Source organism: Microbacterium invictum (genome assembly GCF_034421375.1).
GTDB lineage: Bacteria > Actinomycetota > Actinomycetes > Actinomycetales > Microbacteriaceae > Microbacterium > Microbacterium invictum_A.
Genome location: NZ_CP139779.1, coordinates 569,127 through 595,363, shown reverse-complemented (window position 1 = coordinate 595,363; position 26,237 = coordinate 569,127). Strand labels below are relative to the sequence as shown.

The 26,237-nt window shown below is 70.6% G+C and carries 21 protein-coding genes; 8 read left to right on the top strand and 13 right to left on the bottom strand.

Annotated elements, in window-relative coordinates; genetic code table 11:
- Positions 1-19: 19 nt before the first annotated feature.
- Entirely contained in the window at positions 20-790 is a 771-nt protein-coding gene (locus T9R20_RS02895) for an EAL domain-containing protein (protein ID WP_322411062.1), read from the bottom strand.
- A 135-nt stretch (positions 791-925) separates the two neighbouring features.
- On the opposite strand from T9R20_RS02895, the gene T9R20_RS02890 reads away from it, so the two are divergent.
- Entirely contained in the window at positions 926-1,225 is a 300-nt protein-coding gene (locus tag T9R20_RS02890) for an ATP-dependent DNA ligase (RefSeq protein WP_322411061.1), read from the top strand.
- A gap of 6 nt (positions 1,226-1,231) precedes the next feature.
- Here T9R20_RS02890 and T9R20_RS02885 read toward each other — a convergent pair whose 3' ends face one another.
- Positions 1,232-1,792, bottom strand: coding sequence for an acyl-CoA thioesterase (locus tag T9R20_RS02885; protein WP_322411060.1), 561 nt, complete (start codon positions 1,790-1,792; stop codon positions 1,232-1,234).
- Positions 1,793-1,910: 118 nt separating this feature from the next.
- On the opposite strand from T9R20_RS02885, the gene T9R20_RS02880 reads away from it, so the two are divergent.
- Both T9R20_RS02880 and cofE read left to right on the top strand, forming a co-directional pair.
- Positions 1,911-2,417, top strand: a complete 507-nt coding sequence (locus T9R20_RS02880) for a GNAT family N-acetyltransferase (RefSeq protein ID WP_322411059.1) — start codon at positions 1,911-1,913, stop codon at positions 2,415-2,417.
- Positions 2,418-2,424: 7 nt separating this feature from the next.
- Positions 2,425-3,261 carry a coenzyme F420-0:L-glutamate ligase gene (cofE, locus tag T9R20_RS02875; protein WP_322411058.1) on the top strand — a complete coding sequence of 279 codons (837 nt, stop codon included), beginning with the start codon at positions 2,425-2,427 and terminating at the stop codon, positions 3,259-3,261.
- Here cofE and T9R20_RS02870 read toward each other — a convergent pair.
- The 6 genes from T9R20_RS02870 to T9R20_RS02845 all read right to left on the bottom strand — a co-directional run bounded on the left by T9R20_RS02870 (position 3,237) and on the right by T9R20_RS02845 (position 9,682).
- On the bottom strand, positions 3,237-4,130 hold the full coding sequence (locus T9R20_RS02870; protein WP_322411057.1) for a DUF4097 family beta strand repeat-containing protein: 894 nt from the start codon (positions 4,128-4,130) through the stop codon (positions 3,237-3,239). The genes cofE and T9R20_RS02870 overlap by 25 nt on opposite strands.
- Positions 4,127-4,834, bottom strand: coding sequence for a response regulator transcription factor (locus T9R20_RS02865; protein WP_322411056.1), 708 nt, complete (start codon positions 4,832-4,834; stop codon positions 4,127-4,129). The genes T9R20_RS02870 and T9R20_RS02865 overlap by 4 nt, the downstream gene beginning before the upstream one ends.
- Complete coding sequence (locus tag T9R20_RS02860; protein WP_322411055.1) at positions 4,822-6,153, bottom strand: sensor histidine kinase; 1,332 nt, start codon at positions 6,151-6,153, stop codon at positions 4,822-4,824. Before T9R20_RS02860 ends, T9R20_RS02865 begins: the two co-directional genes overlap by 13 nt.
- Before the next feature lie 93 nt (positions 6,154-6,246).
- Positions 6,247-7,500 (bottom strand): cytochrome b/b6 domain-containing protein, encoded by a 1,254-nt coding sequence (locus T9R20_RS02855; RefSeq protein WP_322411054.1) that lies wholly within the window; start codon positions 7,498-7,500, stop codon positions 6,247-6,249.
- Positions 7,501-7,920: 420 nt separating this feature from the next.
- A complete protein-coding gene (locus T9R20_RS02850) occupies positions 7,921-8,898 on the bottom strand; it encodes an electron transfer flavoprotein subunit alpha/FixB family protein (protein WP_322411053.1) in 978 nt (325 codons plus the stop codon).
- Between the two features lie 7 nt (positions 8,899-8,905).
- Complete coding sequence (locus tag T9R20_RS02845; protein ID WP_322411052.1) at positions 8,906-9,682, bottom strand: electron transfer flavoprotein subunit beta/FixA family protein; 777 nt, start codon at positions 9,680-9,682, stop codon at positions 8,906-8,908.
- A gap of 102 nt (positions 9,683-9,784) precedes the next feature.
- On the opposite strand from T9R20_RS02845, the gene T9R20_RS02840 reads away from it, so the two are divergent.
- On the top strand, positions 9,785-10,315 hold the full coding sequence (locus T9R20_RS02840; RefSeq protein ID WP_322411051.1) for a MarR family transcriptional regulator: 531 nt from the start codon (positions 9,785-9,787) through the stop codon (positions 10,313-10,315).
- Position 10,316: 1 nt separating this feature from the next.
- On the opposite strand, the gene T9R20_RS02835 is transcribed toward T9R20_RS02840, so the two are convergent.
- The 3 genes from T9R20_RS02835 to T9R20_RS02825 are packed head-to-tail and all read right to left on the bottom strand — an operon-like array spanning position 10,317 to position 13,200.
- Positions 10,317-11,093, bottom strand: coding sequence for an enoyl-CoA hydratase-related protein (locus tag T9R20_RS02835; protein WP_322411050.1), 777 nt, complete (start codon positions 11,091-11,093; stop codon positions 10,317-10,319).
- A complete protein-coding gene (mmsB, locus tag T9R20_RS02830) occupies positions 11,090-12,013 on the bottom strand; it encodes a 3-hydroxyisobutyrate dehydrogenase (RefSeq protein ID WP_322411049.1) in 924 nt (307 codons plus the stop codon). The genes T9R20_RS02835 and mmsB overlap by 4 nt, the downstream gene beginning before the upstream one ends.
- Entirely contained in the window at positions 12,010-13,200 is a 1,191-nt protein-coding gene (locus tag T9R20_RS02825) for an acyl-CoA dehydrogenase family protein (protein ID WP_322411048.1), read from the bottom strand. Before T9R20_RS02825 ends, mmsB begins: the two co-directional genes overlap by 4 nt.
- A gap of 172 nt (positions 13,201-13,372) precedes the next feature.
- Here T9R20_RS02825 and T9R20_RS02820 point away from each other — a divergent pair, with 172 nt between their 5' ends.
- Complete coding sequence (locus T9R20_RS02820; protein WP_322411047.1) at positions 13,373-16,855, top strand: choice-of-anchor I family protein; 3,483 nt, start codon at positions 13,373-13,375, stop codon at positions 16,853-16,855.
- A gap of 383 nt (positions 16,856-17,238) precedes the next feature.
- Positions 17,239-17,619, top strand: coding sequence for a VOC family protein (locus T9R20_RS02815; RefSeq protein WP_322411046.1), 381 nt, complete (start codon positions 17,239-17,241; stop codon positions 17,617-17,619).
- Between the two features lies 1 nt (position 17,620).
- On the opposite strand, the gene T9R20_RS02810 is transcribed toward T9R20_RS02815, so the two are convergent.
- Both T9R20_RS02810 and pulA read right to left on the bottom strand, forming a co-directional pair.
- A complete protein-coding gene (locus T9R20_RS02810) occupies positions 17,621-18,811 on the bottom strand; it encodes an MFS transporter (RefSeq protein WP_322411045.1) in 1,191 nt (396 codons plus the stop codon).
- Between the two features lie 130 nt (positions 18,812-18,941).
- A complete protein-coding gene (gene pulA, locus T9R20_RS02805) occupies positions 18,942-24,941 on the bottom strand; it encodes a pullulanase-type alpha-1,6-glucosidase (protein WP_322411044.1) in 6,000 nt (1,999 codons plus the stop codon).
- A gap of 376 nt (positions 24,942-25,317) precedes the next feature.
- On the opposite strand from pulA, the gene T9R20_RS02800 reads away from it, so the two are divergent.
- Together T9R20_RS02800 and T9R20_RS02795 are read left to right on the top strand one after the other, a co-directional pair.
- On the top strand, positions 25,318-26,022 hold the full coding sequence (locus T9R20_RS02800; RefSeq protein ID WP_322411043.1) for a Pr6Pr family membrane protein: 705 nt from the start codon (positions 25,318-25,320) through the stop codon (positions 26,020-26,022).
- Positions 26,015-26,233: a hypothetical protein gene (locus T9R20_RS02795; protein WP_322411042.1), complete on the top strand. Its 219-nt coding sequence runs from the start codon at positions 26,015-26,017 to the stop codon at positions 26,231-26,233. Before T9R20_RS02800 ends, T9R20_RS02795 begins: the two co-directional genes overlap by 8 nt.
- Positions 26,234-26,237 lie beyond the last annotated feature (4 nt).

The following is a 26,237-nucleotide window of genomic DNA, read 5'->3' as shown; positions in this document are numbered from 1 at the left end:
CGCCCCACGATCGGCCCGGTCAGGCCGACAGCAGCGCCGTCAGCTGGGCGGCGGGCATCGGCTTTCCGAGCAGGAACCCCTGACCGAGGTGGCACCCGCGTCGGCGAGCGCGGTCGAGATCGTCTTCGGTCTCGATGCCCTCGGCGACTACCGTCCAGCCGTGATGGGCCGCCTGCGCGACGATCGCGTCCACCGCGGCATCCGCGTCGGCGTCGGACCTTTGGGTCAGCGACCGGTCGATCTTCACCTCGGTGAGGGGCAGCGCGTCGAGCATGGTGGCGGTGGTGTCGCCCGCTCCGAAATCATCGATCGACAGCCCGAGGCCCGCCTCCCGCGCCCGCTCGAGCACGGCCAGCACGCTCGGCAGGAGCTGGGGAGCGGGAGACTCGGTGATCTCGATGGTGAGGCTGCCCGTCGACAGGCCGAGGTCGGCGGCGCGCTCGGCGACCGTGTCGACCCAGGCGGCCGAGAACTCCGACGGCGAGGCGTTGACCGACAGGCCGAGGTGATGGCCGGCCTGCTGCCAGGCGGCGACCTGCGTGCCGGCGCGTGTGAGCACGGCGGCGCCGAGATCGGCGATGATGCCGTGGGACTCGGCGAGCGGGATGAAGTGCACGGGCGAGATCGTGCCGAATCGGGGATGATGCCAGCGGCAGAGCGCTTCCACGGCGACGGGCAGGTCTGGCTGACCCGACCCCTCGAGGTCGAAGAGCGGCTGGAACTCTATGGAGAGTCCGCCGGCGGGCACGGCCGCGCGCAACTCGGTGGCGAGGGTTGCACAGGGATCCATGTGTCTCAGGCTCACAAGTATGCCGATTCCGAGCAACACCAGACAAACGGGTAAGGCATGCCTATAATGCGACGCCCATCCCGGTACGCCTCGGAATCGATCGACAGGGCCCCGCGGCAGATTACGCTGGTCAGGATGGGAACTCTGACCTACGACTCCAAACTGACCGTCGCGCTGGACGACCGTGTCCTCGCGCACCTGCAGGCCGTGGTGTGGTCGAAGCTCCGCCGTGGCGAGCAGTTCTCCTTCACCTGGACCGACCCCACCCGCAACGGCATGGGCCGCACCTCGGTGTGGCTGAGCCCGAACATCCCGGTGGCGTTCGAGTACTTCGGCAGTCGCCTGCCCAAGCTCAACCCCGCGTGGCTGGACGCGCTGTCCAAGTCGGCGAACTCGCCCGGCGGGCTGACGATCGTCCCCGAGCCCGAGGAGTGACCGGGATCAGCCCCAGTCGCTGGGCGCGGGCTGGCGGGTGGAGGGCAGAGCGGACGCCGCGGCCCAGTCGTGCACCCAGGGTTCGACGTCCGGCATCCCCTCGGGGCGACCGACCGCCGCGAACAGCTCCTCGTGGGACAGGGTGCCGCCCGAGCGCTTGAGCATCCGGATGCGGATTATCGCGCGGGCGTAGATCTCGCCGTGCACGAGGGCCCGGTGCTCGAGATAGAGCGCCCGATCGTCGTGGCCGAGCATCCGGGTCTGCAGCTCGAAGCGCTGCCAGAGCTCGAGGGACTTGCGGAAGGTGATCGTCTCGCTCGAGACCACCCCGTACCAGCCGTGCCGACGCATCGCGTCGACCATCCCGGTTCGGACGAGAAGGTCCCATCGGCCGAGGTCGAACAGCGAAAGGTAGCGCCCGTTGTTCATGTGGCGCAGCACGTCGATGTCGGTCGGCAGGGTGGTCAATCGGATGCGGCCGACGTCCTGGAAACTCAGCCACCCCTCCCGCCGGAGGCGCAGTCGCGCGAAGAGGTGGACGAGGAGGGTGCGCCAGAGGACGTTCACGGTTTCGGATGGTAGCCAGGAACGGTCGATGGGGCGATTCGGTTGTGCGCGATCGACAGTTCTGCGCTGGCGCTCCGCTCGATTTCGCGACGTCGGAACCCGCGCGTAGAGTCTGGCCATGGACGCTGAACTGCGAACGGATGTCGTGGTGCGGCCGGTACGAGACGTCGACGCCGTCGCTCTCGGCCAGGTGCACGCCACGTGCTGGCATGAGACCTACGACCACGTGATCAGCAAGGCGGCGCTGGAGAAGATCTCGCCGCGCCGGCTGGCAGAGCTGTGGACCCACTGGGCCGTGCAGGGCCCCGAGTTCAAGATGAGCGCAGCGCTGGTCGACGGCGAGATCGTCGGCTTCGTCGGTTCGGGTCCGGCCCGCGATAAGGACGCCCCCCGCAACCGCGAGCTGTACTTCATCTACCTCCTCGACGCGTACCACGGTCGGGGGATCGGCCAGAAGCTCTTCGACGCCGCGGTCGAGGACGGCGAGCCGCTGTACCTCTGGGTCGCCGAAGACAACCCCCGGGCGCACCGCTTCTACGAGCGCAACGGCTTCGCCCTCGACGGCGCCTCGCACACCGAGCCCTTCCTCGGCGAGACGCTCACCGAGGTCCGGTTCGTCCGCTGACGCGGCCGTGCTGAGCGTCTGGGCCCTGGAGGGGATCCCCGAGATCACCGCCGGTGACGATCTCGTCGCCATCATCGGGGCCGCGGCCGCCGACACTCTGCGGGACGGCGACATCGTGGTCGTCACCTCCAAGATCGTGTCGAAGGCCGAGGGCCGGTTCGTGCTCGCGGATGACCGCGAAGACGCCATCACCACCGAGACCGTCCGGGTCGTCGCCCGCCGCGAGGCGCCGAGCGGACACGTGACGCGGATCGTCGAGAACAGGCTCGGGATCATCGCCGCGGCGGCCGGGGTGGATGCGTCCAACACCCCGGAGGGCACGGTGCTGCTGCTCCCGGAAGACCCCGACCGCTCGGCGAGGATGCTGGCAGCCGGTCTGCGAGAGCGCCTCGACGTGCGCGTGGGCGTCCTCGTCTCGGACACCCTGGGTCGCGCGTGGCGCGAGGGCCAGACCGACCACGCCATCGGCGCCGGCGGTGTGGCCGTCTTCGAAGATCTGAGGGGGACGACGGATGCCGAGGGTCGGCCGCTCGCGGTGACGATGCCGTGCGTCGCCGACGAACTGTGCGCTGCGGCGGATCTGGTGAAGGGAAAGGTGGGCCGCAGGCCCGTCGCCGTCGTCCGGGGGCGCGGCGACCTGGTGGGCGACCTCGACCTGCCGGGTGCCCGCTCCATCGTCCGCCCGTGGGAGCGCGACATGTTCCGCCTCGGGGCCGACGAGGCCTACGCCGAGGGGTTCGCCGCCGGCCGTGCCGGTGGCGAACCCCTCGGCGGTCCCGGTGCGCCGGGGCCGGGCGATACGCCCGCGCCGGGCGATGCTCAGCCGGCGCGCAGCTCCACCTGACCGGCGGTGACGCTCACCTCGACGGTGCTTCGGGCACCCGGGGTCGAACCGATGCCGCTGTCGAAGTCGCCGGCCGAGACCTCGGAGGTGATGTCGTACTCGCCCTCGGGGACGGTGGCCGTCACCCGTCCGGCGCTGACGTCGAACGTCATTCCGCTCGGCTGGCTGCCGGTGAGCACGAGATCCATGTCGCCCGCACTGACCGACACGTCGGCCTCGGCGACATCCGACAGCTCGAGGTCGGCCTGACCGGCCGACACCGTCGCGTCCAGCGAGCGGGCGGATCCGGTGATGTCGATGCTGCCGGCGCCGAGCTCGAGATCGAGTTCGCCGAAGTCGCCGTCCACGACGCGGAGGTCTCCAGCGTTCGTCGTGAGATCTGCGTCGATCCCCTCGAGGGCATCGGGGAGCGTCAGCACCGCCTCCGAGCGGTCGCCGAACATCCACCCGCCCCACCATCGGTCGGGCGACGACACCCGGATCGTGTCCTCCTCGCGCTCGAGGGTCCACTGGTCGGCACCCCACGCGCCGGTGACGTCGAGGGTGGCCTGGTCGACGTCGGCGAACTCGATCCGCAGGCTCCCCGCCCCCACCTCGGTGTCGATCTCGGTCACCCCGGTGGTGTCGACGGTCGTGGAGCCGCCGTCGCTGCTCCCCCCGCCGCTGACGGCCGCCGCAGCGGTCCCGACTGCGGCGGAACCGAGCGAGCCGAGGATGACCAGGGCGCCGAACGCTCCGACGACGGTCGCGACCACGCGGGGCGCGGCGGATCGGGGAGCGGCGGAGCCGGTGGGGCGCTCAGGAGCCCCCGGCGCGGTGGGCGGGACGGGCTGTGCCGCGTCGGGCGGCGGAGGAGAGACGGTGCTCATCGGTTCGTTCCTGTCTGGGCGGGTCCGCTCTGCGGACGGGGTGCGGGGGCGGCGGGGCTGCCGTGTTCGAGATGGGCGAGGGCGGCGAGCACCCGGCGGTTGCCGGAGTCGTCGGGTTCGAGGTCGAGCTTCTGGAAGACCGCGGTGATGTGCTTCTCGACGCTCCCCTCGCTGACGTGGAGGGTCCGGGCGATGGCCTGGTTCGACCGCCCCTCGGCGATGAGCGCCAGCACGGTGGACTCGCGGTCGGTGAGCCGCTGCATCCGCTCGTCGCGGCGACGTCGGGCCAGCAGCTGCGCGACCACTTCGGGGTCGAGCACGGTGGCCCCCTCCCCGATCCGGCCGACCGCGTCGAGGAACTCCCCGACGTCTGCCACCCGGTCCTTCAGCAGGTAGCCGAGCGCCCCGCCGCTCGCGGCGATGAGGTCTGCGGCGTAGCGCTCCTCCACGTACTGCGAGAGGACGAGCACCGGCAGCTGCGGGAGCCGTGCCCGCAGCGACAGGGCTGCGCGGATCCCCTCGTCCGACCACGTCGGCGGCAGCCGCACATCGAGGATGCAGAGGTCGGGGGCCACCTCGTCGACGGTGTCGTCGAGGTGCTCGGCGTCGGGAAGAGCGGCGACGATCTCGTGTCCGGCGTCGGCGAGGAGCCGGCTGAGGCCCTCGCGCAGGAGCGTGGAGTCTTCGCAGATCAGGACGCGCATGGGATGTTCACCTCCACCGAGGTCGGTCCGCCGATGGGGCTGTCCAGGCGTGCGGTGCCGCCGGCCGCCAGGACGCGGTTGATGATGCCGTCGATGCCGCCGCCGGCGATGATCTGCGCGCCACCGACACCGTTGTCCTCGACCCGGGCCCACAGGGTGCGCGAGCCGGTCTGAGGTTCGTCGCGGAGCCGTACGACGACGCGGCATTCCGATGCCCGCGCGTGCTTGGCGGCGTTGGTCAGCGCCTCGGCGATGGCGAAGTAGGCCGCCGCCTCGGCATCCCGGGAACAGCGCCCGTCCATCCGGACGTCCAGCTGCACCGGCACCACCGAGCGCGCCGCGAGAGCGGACAGGGCGGCGTCGAGACCCCTGTCGTCGAGGACCGAGGTGTGGATGCCGCGGGCGAGCTGTCGGAGCTCGGTGATGGCGGCCTTCGTGGACGTGTGCGCTTCGGCGATGAGCTCTTTGGCCGCCGCCGGGTCGGTGTCGAGCTTCTGCTGGGCAAGGCCGAGGGTCATCCCTACCGAGACCAGTCGCGGTTGGACGCCGTCGTGGAGGTCGCGCTCGATGCGGGTGCGCTCGAGGTCGGCCGCGCGGACCGCACCGGCGCGCTGCGCGTTCGAGGTGCGGGCCTCCTCGGCAAGCTGCGCCTCGCGGGAGGGCACCATGATCGCCCGGGCGAGTACGCCGTGCAGGATTGCAAGGCCCACGATGCCGGCCGCCGCGAGGACGACGACGAGGATGCCGGCGAGCACGGCCCAGCCGCTGGCGACCACGAGTCCCGTGCCGAAGAGCTGGAGCACACCGTCGTCGGCGAAGAGCGGGCTGAAAGTGAAGACGATGCCGCTCGCAATCGCCTGGAAGAGGAAGAGCACGATCCCGCCGAGCAGGGTCGCGACGGCGAGGTGCGCGATGGCCCGCCACATCCCCGGGTCGATCGCCTGCTGACCGAGGGAGCGGATCCATCCGCCGAAGCCCGGCCGGCCGCTGCGGCGCAGGCGCCGCGGAGTGAGGCCGAAGCGGTAGAGCCCGTCCACGCGCGCGGTCTCGAGCCACCCGAGCGCGAACAGCACGTAGACGAGGCCGACGAGGAAGATCAGCCCGATGCCGATGACGAGCAGGAGGCCGAGGCCGAGGCCGAGGAGCGAGAAGAGGAACCCGAACACGGCGGAGCCGATCACGCCGAGCGCCGCGAGGTGGGCGATCGCGAAGGCGATGCGCGAGGGCGAGGCGATCTGCGATCGCGTCTTCGCGGGCCGCGCAGGCGCCGGGGCCGGGGCCTCACGCGGTGCGGCAGGGGACAGAGGAGCTGTGGTCATGTCACCCACGGTAGAACTGCCGCCGTTCCGGCGCGCCCGAGGCATCCGGACTCTTCTCCGGGGGTTATCCCCCGGGTGCGCGCCCGCTCCCGCTCAGCGGCTCTTGACCGTGCCGAAGAGGCGCGCGATCGGAGCCACGACGAGCGGGCGCGCGGCGACCCACCCGGCGACGATGACGCCGAGCGACAGGGTGAAGATGAGGAGCCCCGCCCAGTTGTCCGCGTAGGCGTTCGGGTCGACCGAGCCCTGCGCGGCGTACATGTGGTTGAGGTTCCGCAGGGCACCGGTGGCGAAGACCAGCGTGACGTGGAAGATGATGAACACCACGAAGTAGAGCATCACCGGGAAGTGGACCTTCCGGGCCCATTCGACCGGGTAGAGCCGATTCAGGCGCTCGGCGTTCTTCGGCCAGAACCCGCTCATGCGCACCCCGGTGATGATCGCCAGGGGCGCAGCGATGAACACGGTCGCGAAGTAGGCCAGCTGCTGGAGCGAGTTGTAGTTGACCCAGCCGTTCTCCGTCGGCCAGTCGAGCGAGAGGTACTGCAGGCCCGCGCTGACGGCGTTGGGGATGACCTCCCAGCTCGTCGGCACGATGCGCACCCACTGACCGGTGGTGAACAGCAGCACGACGTAGACGAGGCCGTTGGTCACCCACAGCACGTCGAGCGCCTGATGCAGCCACAGGTTCAGGCTGATCTTGCGGCGCTTGTTGCCCTTCGGGCTCCAGAAGACGGTGGGCCGCTTCTCGGTCCGCACCTGGAGCCCTGTGCGGATGATCAGCACCATCAGGAAGACGTTGAAGAAGTGCTGCCAGCCGAGCCACGCGGGGATGCCGACCGGTGCCCCCTCGGGCAGGTGGTACTCACCGGGGAACTGCGTGACGAATCCCTGGAGGGGCGGAACGCTGAGGAGGAAGCGCACCATCACGACGACGAGGCCTGCGGCGACCAGCAGCGTGACGCCGCCGACGGCGGCGACCCCGACCCACTGGACCGGGGTGTACGGGCCGATGCGGCGTGGTTCGGTGGGCGGCGCGGGACGGACGGATGCCGCGGCACCGGGGAACACCGTCGGGGTGAACGGCAGCGGGGGTCGCGGGCCGGTGTCGACGGCGGGCGTCGTCGCTACAGCCGGTGCGGCGGGCGTTTCGTCTCGCTCCGCTCGCGGGGCGACCGGGTCGGCGGCCGCGGCGGGCGCTTCGACGTGCTCCGCTCGCGGGGCGTCCGGGGACGGTGCGGAGGGCTCGGTCGCCCCGCGAGGGCGCGGAGCGCCCGAGACGAAACGCGCCTCGCCCGCCGGCGGCCACGGCTCGCCTCCCGGCACCCGCGGCAGGCCACGGCGCACCCGCACTCCGCCGCCATCCGTCACATTCTGCGGTTCGGATGCCGCAGGGGCGACGTTTTCTGACGAGTGGGCGGGCGTTTCGACTCGCTGCGCTCGCGGGGCGACCGGAGAGGGTGCGGCGGCCTCGGTCGCCCCGCGAGGGCGCGCAGCGCCCGGGACGACACGCACCTCACCGACCGGTGGCCACGGCTCACCGCCCGGCACCCGCGGCAGGCCACGACGCACCCGCACTCCGCCAAGGCCCGTCGCCTCAGGCGTTTCGTCTCGCTCCGCTCGCTCAACGACCGGCGGGTCGGCGGGCGTTTCGACTCGCTGCGCTCGCTCAACGACCGGGGACGCCTCACCGGCCGGGGGCCAGGGGTCGCCGCCGATGACCCGGGGCAGGCCGCGGCGCACGCTCCGCGCGTAGGTCGCCATCCGTTACGCCCTCTTCTTCGCCTCGAGCGCCTCGATGAGCTGCGGCACGACGGTGAACAGGTCGCCGACGACGCCGAAGTCGGCGATGCCGAAGATCGGGGCATCGCCGTCCTTGTTGATCGCGACGATCGTCTTCGCCGTCTGCATTCCCGCCTTGTGCTGGATGGCGCCCGAGATGCCGAGAGCGACATACAGCTGCGGTGAGACCGAGACACCGGTCTGCCCGACCTGGTACGACTGCGGCACGTAGCCGGCATCGACCGCGGCGCGCGACGCGCCCACCGCCGCCCCCAGGACGTCGGCGAGCTGCTCCACGAGCGCGAACTTCTCCGCCGACCCGAGACCGCGGCCTCCCGAGACGACCTTCGTCGCCCCGCGGAGCTCCGGCCGGCTCGACACTGCCACGGCCTCTTCGACCGAGAGGACGGATGCCGCGCGCCGACCGGACGCGGAGACCGTCAGCGTCACGACGACCGGCATCGCCACGGCCTCGGCGCGCGCCTCGATCGCACCCTGCCGCACCGTGATGACGGGGGCTCCCCACGTGACCGACGCGTCGACGTTGTAGGCCGCGCCGAAGACCGAGTGGTGGGAGAGGACGCCTTCGGCGTCGCGCGAGACCCCGACCGCGTCGGCGCAGAGGCCCGAGCGGGTGCGGGCCGCGAACCGCCCCGCGACCTCCCGCCCCTCGACGGAGTGCGAGATCAGCACGGCATCGGGCCGGACCTCTGCCGCCGCCGCGGCGAGCGCGTCGACGATCGGCACCGAGAGCCCGTCGCCGGGCGCCGCGACCAGCACGGTCCCCGCGCCGAGCGCAGCGGCGGCAGCCGCTGCCGCGTCACCGTCGTCCGTCACCACGAGCGCCACCGGGGTTCCGACCGACGCCGCAGCACCGACGAGCCCCGCGGCGCTCTTGGCGAGCTCGCCCGAGGGCATCACATCCAGCAGGACCAGGACCGCGTCATCCGCGTATTCAGCCATCACGCCCTCACACCAGCCGGTTCTCTGCGAGGAAGTCCGCGAGCTTCTGCCCGGCGTCGCCCTCGTCGACGATCTTCACGCCGGCCTCGCGCGGCGGCCGCTCGGCCAGCGAGATCACGATCGAGCGCGACGCCTCGGGATCAGCGGCGTCGAGGCCCAGATCGGCGAGACCGAGCGTCTCGAACGGCTTCTTCTTGGCCGCCATGATGCCCTTGAAGTTCGGGAACCGCGCGTCGGGAAGCGCCTCGGTGATGGAGACCACGGCGGGCAGTTCGGCGCGCACCCGCATCGATCCGGCATCGCTCAGCCGAACGCCCTCGACCGCTCCGTCGGAGATCTCCACCGACGTGAGGTTCGTGGCACTCGGCACATCCAGGATCTCGGCCACCATCGCCGGGATCATCCCGCCCGACCCGTCGGTGGACAGGTTGCCGGCGATGACGAGATCGAAGCCGATGCGCTGCAGCGTCGCAGCGAGCACCTCGGCCGTGAGTCCCATGTCGGCGCCGAGGAGGTCGCCGTCGACCACCTGCACGGCCGACGCGGCGCCCATCGCGAGTCCCTTGCGCACCGTCGCGGTCGATGCCTCGGAGGCCATCGACAGCACGACCACGTCGGTTCCTTCATGCGCGTCCGCGTACGAAAGACCCACCTCGAGGGCGCGCTCGCAGATCTCGTCCAGAACGCGGTCGCTGGCGTCGCGTTCGGTGAGCCCGGTCTCCAGGCTGAGCTTCCGATCCCCCCACGTGTCGGGCACCTCTTTGATCAGCACCACGATCTTCATGGAGCCTCCTTGTCCGTCTGGTCGAGTCTATTGCCGCGGGTGCCGCGGGCAGCGGGGCTCGGGGCCGGGATCCCGGTACCGTGGGAACGGGAAGGAGCCGCCGTGGCCCGTCGTCTGCCGGTCGATCCGATCGCCGAAGCCAAACGCCAGTGGCTGGCGCACGGCTGGACGGATGCCGCTGCCGGCATGACCGCGGTCACCTCGATCATGCGGGCCCAGCAGCTGATGCTCGCGCGGGTGGATACGGCGCTCCGGCCGTTCCACCTGACGTTCGCCCGGTACGAGCTGCTGACCCTGCTGAGCTTCAGCCGCGCGGGGCGCATGCCGATGGCCTCGGCCTCGGCCCGCTTGCAGGTGCACCCCACGAGCGTGACGAACACGGTCGACCGCCTGCAGGCCGACGGGTACGTCCGTCGCGAGCCGCACCCCGTCGACGGCCGGGCGACGCTCGTCGTGCTGACCGACGCCGGTCGCGACCTCGCCGAGCGCGCGACCGCCGCCCTCAACGCCCAGGTCTTCTCCGAGCCGGGCCTGAGCGCCGACGACACCGACGAGCTCGTGTCGATCATCGCCCGCATGCGGCGCGCGGCCGGCGATTTCGACGACCCTCGCCCGACCCCCGATCCGCTGTAGCTCACCGGTTCTGAAACTCCGCCGATCGCTTCTCACGGAACGCACGCATGCCCTCCTTCTGGTCGACGGTGTCGAACAGGGCAGCGAAGGCCTGCCGCTCGAAACGCAGACCTTCGGCGAGCGAGGTCTCCTGCGCAGCATCCAGCGCCGCCTTGGCCGCGTAGAGCGACGGCAACGACTTCGACGCGATCTGGTCGGAGAGCGCGGTCGCCTCGGCGAGCAGATCGGATGCCGGGACCACGCGCGACACCAGCCCCGCACGCTCGGCTTCGTCGGCGCCCATGTTCCGCCCCGACAGGATCAGCTCGGCGGCCTTGTAGGGCCCGACGGCGCGGACGAGCCGCTGGGTCGCGCCCATGCCGGGGATCACGCCGAGATTCACCTCGGGCTGGCCGAACACCGCGGTGTCGGCGGCGAGGATGATGTCGCACATCATCGCCAGTTCGCACCCGCCTCCGAGGGCGTAGCCCGAGACGGCGGCGATCACCGGAGTGCGCAGCGCCGCGAAACGTGCCCAGCCGCCGAAGTGGTCGGTCATGAGCATCTCGAGCCCCGACTTCTCCTCCATCTCCTTGATGTCGGCGCCGGCGGCGAAGGCCCGCTCCGAGCCGGTGACGACGATCGCACCGATGCGGTCGTCGGCATCCCAGCGGGTCGTCACATCGACGATCTCGCGCATCACGGTGGTGTTCAGGGCGTTGAGAGCCTTCGGGCGGTTCAGCGTGACCCACCCCACGCGTCCGCGGGTCTCGGCCAGGATCGTCTCGTACTCGGTCATCCTCGTCCTCCAGGATCGTCGCTGCCGGATCGGATCATCGTGATGATCCCGGAGAAATCCTGCCCGGCCCCGGCGCCATCTGCGAATGCGCGGTACAGATCACGGGCGAGCAGTCCGACGCGGGCGTCGACACCCGTCTGGGCGATCGCGTCGGCGGCAAGGCCGAGGTCCTTCGCCATGAGCGCGCCGGCGAACCCCGGCTGGTAGTCGCGGTTGGCCGGGCTCGTGGGCACCGGCCCGGGGACGGGGCAGTTCGTGGTGAGCGCCCAGCACTGCCCCGACGCGTTCGAGGCGACGTCGAACAGCGCCTGGTGGCTGAGGCCGAGCCGCTCCCCGAGCACGAACGCCTCCGCGACGACGATCTGCGACGCGGCGAGGATCATGTTGTTGCACACCTTCGCCGCCTGCCCGAGGCCCGGCCCCCCGCAGTGCACCACGCGGCGCCCCATCGTCGACAGCAGCGGTTCCGCGGCGGCGACGTCCTCTTCGCTCCCCCCGACCATGAACGCGAGGGTGGCGTTCTCGGCGCCGACCACTCCGCCCGAGACCGGCGCGTCGAGCGCTCGGTGACCGGCCGCCTCGGCGAGTCCGTGCGCGGCGCGGGCGTCCTCGACCGAGATCGTGGAGCAGTCGATGAAGAGCGTTCCGGCGGGGGCGGCGGCGAGCAGCCCGTCACCGTCGTCCGTGCCGGCGTACGCGTCGATGACCTGGCGGCCGGTCTGGAACATGGTGACGACGACGGATGCCGCGGCCACGGCCTCGTGCGCCGTCTCCGCCACCGGCATCCCGCCCTCGGCCGCGCCCGCGCGCGCGGTGGGAGACACGTCGAACCCGATGACGTCGTGGCCGGCGACGGCGAGGTTGCGTGCCATCGGCGCGCCCATGTGGCCGAGTCCGAGAAAAGCGACGCGCACCGTCATCCCTCCAGCAGTTCGCGACCGATGATGACGCGCATGATCTCGTTGGTCCCCTCGAGGATCTGATGCACCCGCAGGTCGCGGACGACCTTCTCGATGCCGTAGTCGTGCAGGTAGCCGTACCCGCCGTGGAGCTGGAGGGCGTCGTTGGCGACGCGGAACCCGACGTCGGTGGCGAATCGCTTGGCCATCGCGCACTGCATGGCCACATCCGCGGCCTGCCGGTCGACCGCCAGCGCGGCGTCGCGCACCATCGCCCGGGCGGCGCGGAGCTCGGTCGCCATGTCGGCCAGCGCGAACACGACGGCCTGCTTCTCGGCGAGCGGCTCGCCGAACGTGAAGCGCTCGTGGACGTACCGGATCGCGCGATCGAGCGCCCACTGCGCCCCGCCGAGCGAGCACGCGGCGATGTTGATGCGCCCGCCGTTGAGCGCCGTCATCGCGATGCGGAACCCGCGGCCCACCTCTCCGAGCACGTTCGCGGCGGGCACGCGCACCTCGTCGAGGATCACCTGACGCGTGGGCTGGGCGTTCCAGCCCATCTTCTTCTCGTTCGCCCCGAACGAAAGGCCGGGCGCATCGCCGGGAACGAGGAAGGCGGTGATGCCCCTCGCCCCCGGGTCGCCGGTGCGCGCCATCACGACGTAGACGGATGCCTCGCCCGCACCCGAGATGAACTGCTTCACCCCGGTGAGGACGTAGTCGTCGCCCTGGCGGACGGCGCTCGTGGTCAGCGCTGCCGCGTCCGAGCCGGCGCCCGGCTCGGTGAGGCAGTACCCGCCGAAGTCGGTCATGGCGGTCAGGCGCGGGAGCCATTCCTCGCGCTGCGCAGCGGTGCCGTAGGTGTCGATCATCCACGCGACCATGTTGTGGATGGTGATGTAGGCCGCGATGGCGGGGTCGGCCTGGGCGAGCTCCTCGACGATCGCGACGGCGTCGACGCGGGCGAGCGCTGTGCCTCCGACGTCCTCCGCGACGTAGAGTCCGCCGAGCCCGAGTTCGCCTGCACGGGCGAGAACGTCGCGCGGGAAGTGCTTGCTCTCGTCCCAGTCCAGCGCGTGAGGGGCGATCTCCGTCGCGGCGAAGTCGCGCACCGCGTCCAGGATGGCGGCGCGGTCATCCGCGGTCATGGCGACCGGTCGCGGCCGCGAGGGCGATTCGCTTGCCTGAGGGCTGATCGTCTGCGACATCCGTCGCCTCCTTCCGTGCCGTCATTGGCACAGTGATCATTTTAGATGGACATCCATGTATTTACGAGGTCTACTGGGTATCAGCCTGTTTCCGGCTGATTCACCTGCTCGAAACGTGCCGTGGTTAGAAACGAGAAGCGTGCGCCCCGGCACGCCCGACCTGAGGACATTCATGCCTTCATCTCATCGACGCGCCGCGGCCGGCTTGACCGCGGCGGCCGTCGCCTGCTCCCTGGCGCTCGCGCCGGGCGCGGCGTTCGGCGCCATCGTCTCCGATCCGATCACCACCTCCGCCGACGACGCAGCGCTGTCGCTCACGCCGCTCGGCTCGTACGAAACCGGCGTCTTCGACGAGGGCGCCGCCGAGATCGTCGCCACGTACGGCGACCGTCTCTTCGTCGTCAACGCCCAGGCGGCGACCGTGGACGTGCTCGACTACTCCGACCCGACCGCGATCACCAAGCAGTTCGAGATCGCCGGGACCGGTGTGGCGAACTCCGTCACCGTCCGCGACGACGGGCTGGGCGTCATCGCCCTCGAAGCGCCGGTGAAGACCGACCCGGGCTCGCTGCTGTTCTTCGACGCGAACGCCGCCGGGTCGACCATCCTCGGATCGGTGACCGTCGGGGCGCTCCCCGACATGGTGACCATCTCGGCCGACGGGCAGTACGCCGTCGCCGCCAACGAGGGAGAGCCCTCCGACGACTTCGCGATCGACCCCGAGGGATCGATCAGCGTGGTGAGCCTTCCCGACACGGTGACCGCGCCGACGGCCGACGATGTCGCCACCGCCGACTTCAACGAGTTCGAAGAGGGCGGGTCGATGACCCTCCCCGAGGGTGTGCGCGTGTTCGGGCCGAACCCGGCCGGCGACCTGCCGGTGAGCCGCAACCTCGAGCCCGAGTACATCACCGTCGACGGCACCACCGCTTACGTCACGCTGCAGGAGGCGAACTCGCTCGCCGTCGTCGACCTCGCGTCGGCGACCGTGTCGGCGATCGTGCCGCTCGGCACCAAGGACCACGGCGTCGACGGGGCAGGCCTGGACGCCAGCGACCGCGACGGCGCCGCCGAGGGCCCCGCCGTCAACATCGACACCTACCCGGGCCTGAACGGCATGTACATGCCCGACGCCATCGACTCGTACACCGCCGGCGGCGCGACGTACCTCGTCACGGCGAACGAGGGCGACGTCCGCGAGTGGGGCGACTACATCGACGAGTCGCGCGTGGGCAGCCTCGCCGAGGATGGTCTCGGCCCCGTGTGCGCCGACAGCCCCCTCGCCTCGCTGACCGGCGCGGCCGACCTCGGTCGCCTGGCCGTGTCGCGGGAGGACGGCTTCAACGAGGACGCGGGCTGCTACGAGGAGCTGTACTCCTACGGCGCCCGGTCGTTCTCGATCTGGGACACCTCGGGTGAGCTCGTCTGGGACTCCGGTGACGCCTTCGAGCAGATCACGGCCGACCTCCTCCCGGCGAACTTCAACTCCGACCACGGCGCGTCCGAGTTCGACACGCGCAGTGACGCCAAGGGCCCCGAGCCCGAGAGCGTCACGGTCGGCGAGATCGACGGCGTCCCCTACGCGTTCGTCGGCCTCGAGCGCGTCGGCGGCATCATGGTCTTCGATCTGAGCAGCCCCACGGATGCCTCGTTCGTCACCTACCTCAACAACCGCGACTTCTCGGTGTCGGGTGAGGACGCGACGGATGCCGCAGGCCTCGCCGCGGCGGGCGACCTCGGCCCCGAGGGCATCGCCTTCGTCTCCGCCGAGGACTCCCCCACCGGCGCTCCGCTCCTCGCGGTCGGCAACGAGGTCTCGGGGACGACCACCGTCTACTCGGTGGACTCCACCCTCGACACCACGACCGACGTGCAGGTGCTGACGATCAACGACTTCCACGGTCGCCTCGAGCCGAACTTCGCCAACGGCGAAGCCGGCGCTGCGGTCATCGCGGGTGCGGTGTCGCAGTTCGAGTCGGAGAACCCCAACACGCTGTTCGTCTCGTCCGGCGACATGATCGGCGCCTCGACGTTCACGTCATTCATCCAGCAGGACAACCCCACGATCGACGCGCTGGTCGAGGCGGGTCTCGACCTCGGAGCCGTGGGCAACCACGAGTTCGACGCCGGCTTCGCCGACCTTGTCGACCGGGTCATCCCTCGCTACGGCCAGGGCGACGAGGTCGCCGGGGCTCCGTACGCGCTAGGCGCGAACGTGTACCTCGCGGGCACCGACGAGCCGGCGCTGCAGGAGTACGTCGTCGAAGAGGTCGACGGTGTGCGGGTGGCCTTCATCGGCACCGTCACCGCCGACACCGCGACCCTGGTGAGCCCCGCGGGCATCACCGAGATCGAGTTCGGCGATCAGCTCGAAGCGGCCAACCGTGTCGCGGCCGAGATCACCGAGACGGATGCCGCCGACGTGATCGTGCTGCTCACCCACGACGGTGCGCCGACCGAGGACTGCGCCACCATCGCGCAGGGCGGCAGCGACTACGCCGCGCTCATCACCGGCGCATCGGCCGAGATCGACGCGATCGTCTCTGGTCACACTCACCAGCCGTACGCGTGCGAGGTGCCGGTCAACGGCGTCGCCGGCACCGAGCGGCCGGTCATCCAGGCCAACCAGTACGGCACGATGCTCGGAAAGCTCGACATCTCCGTCGACTCGGCCACCGGTCAACTCGTCTCGATCGGCGGATCGCTCGTTCCGCTCGTCGGCGAGGACGACGCGCCGCTCTTCGCCGCCGACCCCGAGGTCGAGGCGATCGTCGCCGACGCCGTCGAGGTGGCCGACGAGCTCGGCAGCGTCGAGGTCGGATCCATCACGGCTGACATCGTCCGCGGCGGGACCCCGCCGGGTGACGACCGCGGTGTGGAGTCGTCGCTCGGCAACCTCGTGGCCGACATGTACCTGTGGGCGACCTCGAACGAGTCGTACGCCGGCACCCCGGCCCAGATCGCGCTGATGAACCCGGGCGGGCTCCGCGCCGACCTGCTGTACGGCGAAGACGGCACCGTCACGTACCGTGACGTCGCCAACGTGCAGCCGTTCGCGAACACCCTCGTGACGCTGACCCTGACGGGTGCGCAGCTGGAGCAGGTGCTCGAGGAGCAGTGGCAGCCCGAGGGCTCGTCGCGTCCGAAGCTGCACCTGGGTGTCTCGGAGGGCTTCTCGTACGTCTACGACCCGAACGCCGCCGCCGGCTCGCGAATCCTGTCGATGTCGCTGAACGGCGAGGCGATCGGCGCCGACGACGAGTTCACCATCGTGACCAACTCGTTCCTCGCGGCGGGTGGAGACAACTTCTTCACCCTGGCCGAGGGCACGAACGTCACCGACTCCGGTCAGGTCGACCTCGCAGCATCCGTGGCGTACTTCGAGGAGTTCGAAGTCGTCGAGCCCGCTCCCCTCGGCCGCGCGGTCGTGGGTGAGACCCCGGCTCCCGGTGGCGGCGACGGCGGCTCGACCCCGGGCACCGGCGCGGGCAGCGGCTCGGGCACGGGCAGCGGTTCGGGCACGGGCTCGACCGCTGGTCAGCTCGGCGTCACCGGCGCGGAGCTGCCGCTCGGCGCCGCCCTGGGCGCGGCGCTGCTGCTGGTCGCGGGAGGCGTGCTGTTCGCCCTCCGCCGCCGGACGCCCGCCGGCGAGTAACCCTCACCACGGGGAAGGCCCTCGGACCGCGGTCCGGGGGCCTTCTCACGTGAGCGCGCGGGGTTCTGCCCGGAGGAGCCGCACGATGTGGCGCACTCGCTCCGCGACCCGTCAAGAAGTGCTGCCTGAGGGCCCGCCGGGCCGCAGTTTCTGACGGGTCGCCGCCGGATCGCGTGCGGCGGGATCCCGCTCGCGCCCGCGACAGCGACGGGGCGGCGTCGCAGCCGAGACTCCCTCGCGCGCTTCTTCCCGCGAGCCGTCAATGGATGCGGCCGGGAACGGCCCGAGGCCGCATCCTTCGACGGGTCGCGATGAGGTGGGGACGGGGTGGCGTGGGGGGAGTGCGCGGGCGCGGGCGCGCGAGCGCGGAGTACCGTGGCAGTGTGCGCGAAACGGCGGTCCCCATCCTCCTCAGCCGCGATCTGCGACGAACCCTGCGGTTCTACGCGTCGCTCGGCTTCGAAGACCGCAGCTCGCGGCCTCCGGAGGAGTGGCACTACCTGATCCTCACGCGGGGCGACGTCGCGCTGCACTTCTCCGAGGACCTCGACCTCGACCCGCTCACCACCGCGAGCATGTGCTACCTCTACGTCGACGATGCCGAGGCGCTGTTCGCGCAATGGCGCCCGCACGTCGTCCCCGACGCATCGACCGGCCACCGCATCACGCCACCCACCCGCACCGACTACGGCCTGGTCGAGTTCGCCCTCGTCGACCCCGACGGCAATCTGCTGCGGGTCGGCTCGCCGCTCCCGGCCTCGTGAGTCACGCCCGCCGACGCATCACGGTCCCCGCCACCACCGTCGCCGCCAGCACCGCCGCGGCGAACACCAGGAGCACCACGACGGGCGGGAAGAACGCGAGAGCCGCTCCGACCAGCAGCACCGGGATGACCGGACCGGCGTAGGCGATCAGGAAGAGCAGGGCCAGCGTCTCGCCGGAGCGGCCGGGTTCGGCGACCGCGAGGGCCGTGGCGATGGCACCGCGGAAGAGCACGCCCACCCCGAGCCCTGCGACAACGCCGCCGCCGAGGAAGAGCACCACCTGCGGGAGGACCGCACCGATCGCCACCATGCCGAGTCCGACACCGCACGCGACCGTCGCGATCGTCAGCTGCGTCCGGAGGGAGGAGCGGATGAGGGCGAGCTGACCGGTCGCCGACGAGGCGAAGATCGCGAACACCGCGACCCCCGCGAGCAGATGATCGCGGTCGCCGAACGTCCCGGCGAGGAACGTGGGAATCAGCGAGCTGAACAGACCGAACACGGCGAAGCCGGCGAAGGCCCCGAAAGCGGCCATGAGGAAGACCGAGCGGTTGGCCCGCGGAATGGAGAGCCGCGGCAGGCGGAACCGCTCACCCCCGGGTCGAACAGGCACGGTCTCGGGAACGGTCAGCAGGACGAACGCCTCGGCGACGAGCAGGATCAGGAAGGCGACATGCGGCGCGACGAGCGGATCGGGGAGGAACTCGGCGCACAGCCCGCCGATCAGCGGCCCGAGGGCGAGGCCCCCGAGGTTGGCCGCTCCCGCGATCGCGGTCGCGAGGACGGGGTCCTCCCGGGGTCGCGCGAGCGCACGCAGCTCGCCGAGATAAGCCGTTGCTGCGGCCGACACGACACCGATGCTCACGCCGTTCACCAGACGTGCCGCGATCAGGCCGACCGACTCGGGCCACACGAGGAACATCACCGCGGACAGCGCCGAGATGGCCACCGCCACCACCATGACGGGACGCCGACCTCGTCGGTCACTGATGTGGCCGACGAGGTACAGGCTCAGCATCACCCCGACCGCGTAGGACGAGTAGATGACGGTGACGAGGCTCACCGGGAAGTCGTCGCGCTGCTCGTAGAGGGGGTAGAGCGGAGTCGGCACGGTCGAGTACGCCGTCGTCGTGAGGAAGACGGCGGCGACGATCCAGAAGCCGGTCGCACGATCGACCGTCCGTGACCTCATCGCTGACACGGGCGACCCGGTGCGACGACACCGACGTTGCGCACGTCGCTCAGCGTAGACGCCCGTGTCGGGGTCGTGCAGGCTTCCCGGGCGAAAAGCCCGCACGACCCCGACCTGGCGGGTGACGCGGTCAGCTGCGCCGCGCCGCCGACCGTCGACGGAGGACGACCATCAGTGCACCGCCGAGGAGAAGAAGCACCGCGGCGATCGCGAGGCCGAACGGCAGCTCCGAACCGGTCACCCCCAGCACACCCGGGGTGGCCGACTCGCCGCCGGTCGCCGCGCCGCCGTCATCCGATCCGCCGCCGGATCCTGCACCCGGCTGCGCGCCGGGACCCTCGCCCGACCCGTCACCCGGGCCCGGCTCCTCGCCGGATCCACCGTCGGCCTGGCCCTCGACCAGCACCGCCACCGAGCGCGCCGGCACCGACAGGGCCGCGGTTGCAGCATCCCAGATCGTCCCCTTGACGACCTCGTCGGTGCCGTCCGCGAGCGTCGGCGCCAGGGCGAACTCACGCCCCTCGAGCTCGGGGAGCGTCTGCGAGACCGCCTCGGGAGAGACGTTGAAGACCACCAGCGCACCGCTCAGCTCGGGGTCGACGTCCTCACCCAAGAGGTCGTCGATGAGCATCACCAGCAGCCCCGCGGGGGCTTCGGGCCCGCTGCCGGGGAACGAGACCTTCTCCTGGATCAGGCCGGCCGACCCGAGGCGCAGCAGGTCGACATCTTCGCGCGTCCGCAGCAGATCCAGAGCGGATGCCTCGGCCGCGGCGATGTCCGCTGCACCGGGCTTGAGCGCCGGGTCCGAAAGCAGCGGGGTCATGATCGCCCACTTGTCCTCGTTGTCTGCCGCGCGCGGGAGACCCGAGCCGAAGGTCGACTCCTGCCCTGTCCAGTCGATGCGGTTGAACCAGTCGCCGGAGTTGTAGCTGTTGCGATCGAGCGACTTCGAGCGCAGCAGCTCGGTACCCGCGTGCCAGAACGACGGCGTCTGCGCGAACGCGGTGGTCGCCAGCGACAGCGTGTTCATGCGCACGCGGTCGGCCATGGCGGTGTCGGCCGGAAGCTTCAGCACCGACAGGTCGTACAGCGTCTCATTGTCGTGCGCGTCGACGTAGGTGATGATCTCGTCGGGCTGCTCGGCGTAGCCGGCGGGCGACCCACGGTAGTCGAGCTCGTCACCGGCCTTCACGGCGCCGGTGTGATCGGTGAGCGTGAAGTCGCGGAGGTTGCCGGCGAGGCCCAGCTTCACCAGGTCGGTCTGCAGCCCGAGGTCGGCGAGCGCCTCCTCCGGCGAGCCGTTGATGGGCACGCCATTGGGGTCGGTGCCGAGCCCGGTGCCGAAGCCCTGCTGCTGCACGGTCTCGCCGGCGACCGGGCTCCCGCCGTGGACGGCGTCGCGCAGCCGGTCGCTGAAGGTGCCGATGCCCGTGCCGCCGAGCTGACCCTGCGTGGCCTGCTCGAACAGCGCGTTGTTCGCGACCTCGCCGAAGTTCCAGCCCTCGCCGTAGAGGTAGATCGCCGAGCCGTCGACGCCGTCCTCCTCGAGGGTGAGCTCGTCGAGCGCGGCGCGGACCGCGAGCATGTTGGCCTTGGAGTGGTGGCCCATGAGGTCGAAGCGGAATCCGTCGACCTTGTACTCCTTGGCCCACAGCACCACCGAGTCGACCATGAGCTTCTCGGCGAGCTCGTGCTCGGTCGCGACGTTCTGGCAGCAGGTGGAGGTCTCCACTCCCCCGGCGAGATTCAGGCGGTGGTAGTAACCCGGCACGACCTTGTCGAGCACCGACTTCTCGCCCTGCCCCGACTGGGCGGTGTGGTTGAACACCTGGTCGAGGACGACCTGCAGCCCCATGCCGTGCAACGCTCCGACCATCTCGCGGAACTCGTGCACGCGCGCGCCACCCTCGGCATCGACGGCGTACGAGCCCTCGGGCGTGGAGAAGTGGTACGGGTCGTAGCCCCAGTTGAATCCGTCGGCGTCGGCGATCGCCTCGATGCAGGCCTGCTGAGCGGTGTCGGCGGGGCCGTACGAGGCCAGGTCGCAGTCGGGCTGCGCCTGCAGGGAACGGTCCTCCTCGATCGTGGCGATGTCGAAGGTCGGCAGCAGGTGCACGGTGTTGATGCCGGCGTCGGCGAGTTCGCGCAGCTGCGCGGTGCCCGCGCTGTCACGGGTGAAGGCGCGGTAGGTGCCGCGCTCCTCCTCTGGGACCGAGGTGTCGCCGATGGAGAAGTCGCGGACGTGCAGCTCGTAGATCGCGCGGTCGACCGGGCGGTCGACGATCGGCGCCGGGGTCTCGTCCCACGCCTCGGGGCGCCAGTCGTCGGCGGCGAGGTCCACGGCGACGGACGCCGTCGAGTTGAGGGTCAGCGCGACCGAGTACGGGTCGGTGACCTGGTTGGTCTCGATCGCGCCGGTCGAGGGCGCGTAGACGACGACCTCCCAGAGGTACTCGTCTCCGGCGAGGGCGCTGCCGTCTTCAACGGTCCAGACCCCGGATGCCGCGTCCCACTCGGCCTCGTGACGCTCGGCGTCGGCCGGGTCGCCCTCGGCGTCCCAGGTCAGAAGCGTCGCGGACTGCGCCGTCGGCGCCCAGAGGCGGAAGGTCGGCACGTCGCCGTCGAAGGTCACGCCGAGGTCGACGTCGGCGACCGCGCCGGCGTACAGGTCGTCGAGCACACCGGGGATCTGCACACCCGTGAACGCGGCAACTGCGCCGTCGGCACCCCGCTGCGACACCATCAGCTGCCCCTGGAGCAGCGCCGCGGCGTCGGCATCCGAGAGTCCGAGCGCGACGAAGCCGGCAAGCGCCGGGAACCGCGCCTGCTGATCCTCGGTCAGTCCACCGTCGATCACGGTCAGATCGAACGCGTCGCCGCCGACGATCTCATCGTCTTCGAGAGCGAGGGATGCCGCGGGCGAGGCGTGCAGCTGCCAGGTCGCGTCGGCGGCGTCCGCGCCGAGGTCACGCGGCCAGGCGAGGGTGTTCTCGTCGATCCAGTGCGCACGGAGCTCACCGGTGCCCGCGAGCGGCGGGTTCGTCACCTCGATTTCGAGCAGGTGGGTGTCGAGGGTGTAGCGGAAGACGATGAGCTCACCGTCCGCGGCGCTGAAGCTGTAGTTGCCGCCGCCCGGCGCTCCCCCGACCCCGTAGTTCTCGTCCCAGCTCAGGCCGTGCGCGACCTTCGCCTCGTAGGCGCCGGCGGGGATCTGATCGGTCGTGAACTCGTAGACGCCGTCACCGTCGCCGTCGGCCATGAGGGTGGCGAGGCAGTCCGGCGCCCAGTCGCCGGCGCACCCGAGCTCGTCCTGCATCGACCCGGGGACCGTCACGATCGGACCCTCGGCGGTGGACTGCACGATGTTCGACCGCGGGTTGAAGTAGAACGTGATCGGACCACCGGCGTGGGTGATGGCGATGTTCGTCCCGTCGAGCACGCCGTTCGCGCCGTAGTTGACGTCCCACGATCCGTTGAGGGCGACCTTGTACTCGTAGTCCCCTGCCGGAAGGTCGAAGGTGCCCTTCCAGATGCCGTCGGCACCGAGGGTGAGCTTCGCCGCCTCGCAGCCGGGGGCCCAGTCGCCCGCACAGCCCATTTCGGAGTTGAGGCTTCCGGGCACGGTCACCATGTCGATCGGCGACTCGGGAACCTCGGGCGCCTCGAGCGTCACGGCGTTGCCGACGGAGGCGTAGGTCGACGCCGCCGAACGCTGGCCCGCCGCGTCGACGCTGACCGCGCGGTACTCGACCAGCGTGCCCGCATCGAGGCCGCGGATGTCGTGGAAGACGCGAGGATCGGTGTCTTCGGCCGTGCCGAGCGAGGTCCACTCGTCGGATCCGACGACCCGCCAGGCGAAGCTCGTCTCCTGCCAGGTCGCATCGGCGACATCCGCTCCGATCGCCATCTGACCCGACAGCGCCGCGCCCGGTGCGGGGGCCGACACCGAGATATCCTGGGCCGCCTCGGGGGCGGTGACGGTCGTGTCGGCGCGATAGACCACCGCCGAGAGGGCGGGGACGGTGACCGAGGTCGCCGAGGCGGCATCGGTCGTGAGGCCCTGGTCGGTACCGTAGATCGGCGCGAACGAGGCATCCGCGGTCAGGGTCGTCACCTCGATCGTCTTGTCGGCCGTGGTGTTGTTGAGCGCCACGAGGTACTCGGTCTTCTCATCGCGGTCGACGCGCGAGAAGGCGTAGACGCCCGCGCCGTTGTCGGCGTACCGCTCGATCTGCGCCCCGGTCGACAGCGCCGGGTGGTCCTCTCGCAGCTGCGACAGCGCGGCGATGTGGGTGTAGACCGGGGCGTCGGTGTCGAAGCGGTCGACCGAGCCCGCGGTCTCGCCGGTGAGGAGGGTCTGCTCCTGATACTCGGCGACCTGGCTGGCGAAGAGGCTCTGGCGGGCGCTCTTGTCGTTTCCGGGGTCGGCGCCGGCGAAGCCCTGCTCGTCGCCGTAGTAGACCACCGGCTGGCCGCGGCCGAAGAACATCAGCTCGTGAGCGAGAAGGTCGCGCGCCAGCGCGTCATCCGTGTTCTTCAGGAAGTAGCCCACCCGGCCCATGTCGTGGTTGCCGAGAAAGGTGGGCAGCGCCGTCGCCGAGCTGTCGGGGGTGGTGTAGCGGTCATCGCCGGCGTACAGGCTCTGCAGCCCCTTGGCGCTGTTGCCCGCGGCGAAGCTGATGGCCGACGACTGGAAGGCGAAGTCGAGCACGCTGTTCATGTCGGTGTCGCGGACGTACGGCGAGAGCTTCACCGGGTCGGCGTCGTAGACCTCGCCGAACATGAAGAAGTCGGGCTTGCCCTGCGCGTGGGCGTAGTCGAGAACCTCTTCGGACCAGGTCTCCCAGAACTCGAAGTTCACGTGCTTGGCGGTGTCGATGCGGAAGCCGTCGATGCCGAGGTCGATCCAGTCCTGGTACACCTGCACGAAGCCGTTGACGACCGTGGGGTGCTCGGTCATGAGGTCGTCGAGCCCCGAGAAGTCGCCGTAGGTGACCGACTCGCCCGACCAGGTCGAGTCGCCGCGGTTGTGGTAAAGCGTCGGGTCGTTCAGCCACGCCGGCGTCTTGGCGGTCTGATCCGCCTCGGCGATGACCGGGGTGTAGGGGAAGGATGTCGCGGGGTCGAGCTCGGGGAAGGTGTCGCCGCCCGCGAAATCGGCCGGGTCGAAGGCGTTGCCCGCTGCGTCGAGGTAGGGCGAGGTCGCCTGGTCGACGTAGGAGTACTGGCCCTCCTCGTACGAGATCACATCGGCGGTGTGGTTGGTGATGATGTCGAAGTAGACCTTGATGCCTCGGTCGTGGGCCTCGGCGATGAGGGCCTCGAGCTCTTCGTTGGTACCCAGGTGTGGGTCGATGCGGGTGAAGTCGGTGACCCAGTAGCCGTGGTACCCGGCACTGGCGTTCTCGCCCTCGCCCTGCACCGGGCGGTTGGCGAAGCTCGGGGTCAACCAGATGGCGCTCGTGCCGAGACCCTCGATGTAGTCGAGGTTCGAGCGGAGGCCCGCGATGTCGCCGCCGTGGAAGAAGCCCTTGTCGGTCGGGTCGAAACCGGTCGCGAGGCGGTCGCCGTCGAAGCCTCCGGTGTCGTTCGAGGGATCGCCGTTGGCGAACCGGTCGGTCATGACGAAGTAGAACTGCTCGTCGCTGCCCGGCTGACGCACCGGCGACGCGATGAGAGCGTCATCCGCATCGTCGTATCCGTCGCGGAGGCTGAGTGCTTCGAGGCCCACCCGGTCGATCGTGTCGTCGAAGGTGAAGCGCAGGGTCGTGGGGCCGGCGATGGTGAGAGGGATGTTGTCGGCGCCGCCGTCGAGACCGTACGCCTCGTCCCACGCGTCGTTGAGGGCGACCTTGTACTCGTAGCTGCCGGCGGGCACCTCGAACTCCGCCGAGTACACGCCCTCGGTGTCGGTGAGGGCCAGTTCAGTGGCGGCGCAGTCGGGCTGCCAGTCATCGGAGCACCCGAGCTCGGACTGCAGCGAGCCGACGAGGGCGACGGTGCGCGCGTCGTCAGGCGGAGTCGCGGCGGTCGCGGCGGGGGTCAGGGCGACACTCCCGGTGAGGACGAGCGCGGCGCCGGTGACGGCGGCCAGAACGCGGCGGACACGGGAGGAGGTCGACTTCGACACGGGGCTCCTGAGGGGGGTGGCACGGCGACGTGCGGATGGGACTCCCGGCGACGGTACCTGGGAAAGCGTTCTGTTTGCAAGCGCTTACATCATGAGAAAGCCTTAACGTTGCGGGTCTTCGTGTGCGGGCCGGTGTTTGTTGCCGCATCCCCGCAATCGCTTACAGCGGGTGTAGTTCCGCGCCCCGGCCGTTGAGCGAGCGCAGCGAGACGAAACGCACTTCGGACCCACCGGTCGTTGAGCGAGCGCAGCGAGACGAAACGACACACCCGCACCCAGCCGCTGCGCCACAACGCGTCCCCACCTCCCACCTCGCCCGCGCCCGCGCCGATACGCTGGCCCGGGGTCTGGGGATGGCCTCGGAAATGGGGAGGTCGTGGCCGTGACCGTCGAGCAGAAGCAGAGCACCGGGGTGCGGGTCGCCCGAGCCTGGTACGGAACGATCGCGGTGATCGTCGCGATCGCCCTGGTCATCCAGATCGTGTTGATCTTCACCGGGGGTCAGGACGCGAATTCGGGGTCGAATGCGACGGGGCCCATCGGCACGCGCCTGGTGAGGCTGTTCAGCTTCTTCACGATCCAGAGCAACCTGTTCGTCCTCGGGACCTCGATCGCCCTTGCTCTGAGCGTCCATCGCGACGGCAGGGTCTGGCAGGTTCTCCGGATGGACGCGCTCCTTGGCATCATCATCACGGGTCTCGTCTACGAGACCGTGCTCGCACGGCTCGTCGACCCGCAGGGGTGGGCCCTCGTTGCAACGATCGGGTTCCACTACATCGCGCCCTGGGCGACCCTCATCGGGTGGCTGATCTTCGGCCCGCGTCCCCGGATCGCATGGCGGACGACGCTTCTCGCCTTCATCTGGCCGGTGCTGTGGCTGGTCTACACGTTCGTCCACGGCGCGGTCACCGGGTGGTATCCCTACCCGTTCCTCGACGTCAGCGAGATCGGGCTCACGGCGTCGATCGTGAACTCTCTCGTGGTGCTGGCGATCGGCATCGTGCTGGCGATCATCCTCACCCTGATCGATCACCGCCTGCCGTCGCTGGTGCGCGGACGGACGCCGGAGCGTCGTGCGTGAGGGCCGTGGTCTGATCGTCCGAGGCGAAACCTTCGAGTGGAGCCTGCGCGACGGCGCAAATCAGTTCGCGTGGCTCAGTGGCCCCAACCCCGGGTACGGCTTCGCCATCGGCCGAACCGACGGCGCTGCGCTCTCCGAGGACGAGGCGCGCGATCACATCGCGGCGTTCCTGGCCGAGATCGACCCCACCACGGTCTACCTGCGGGACTGAGCCG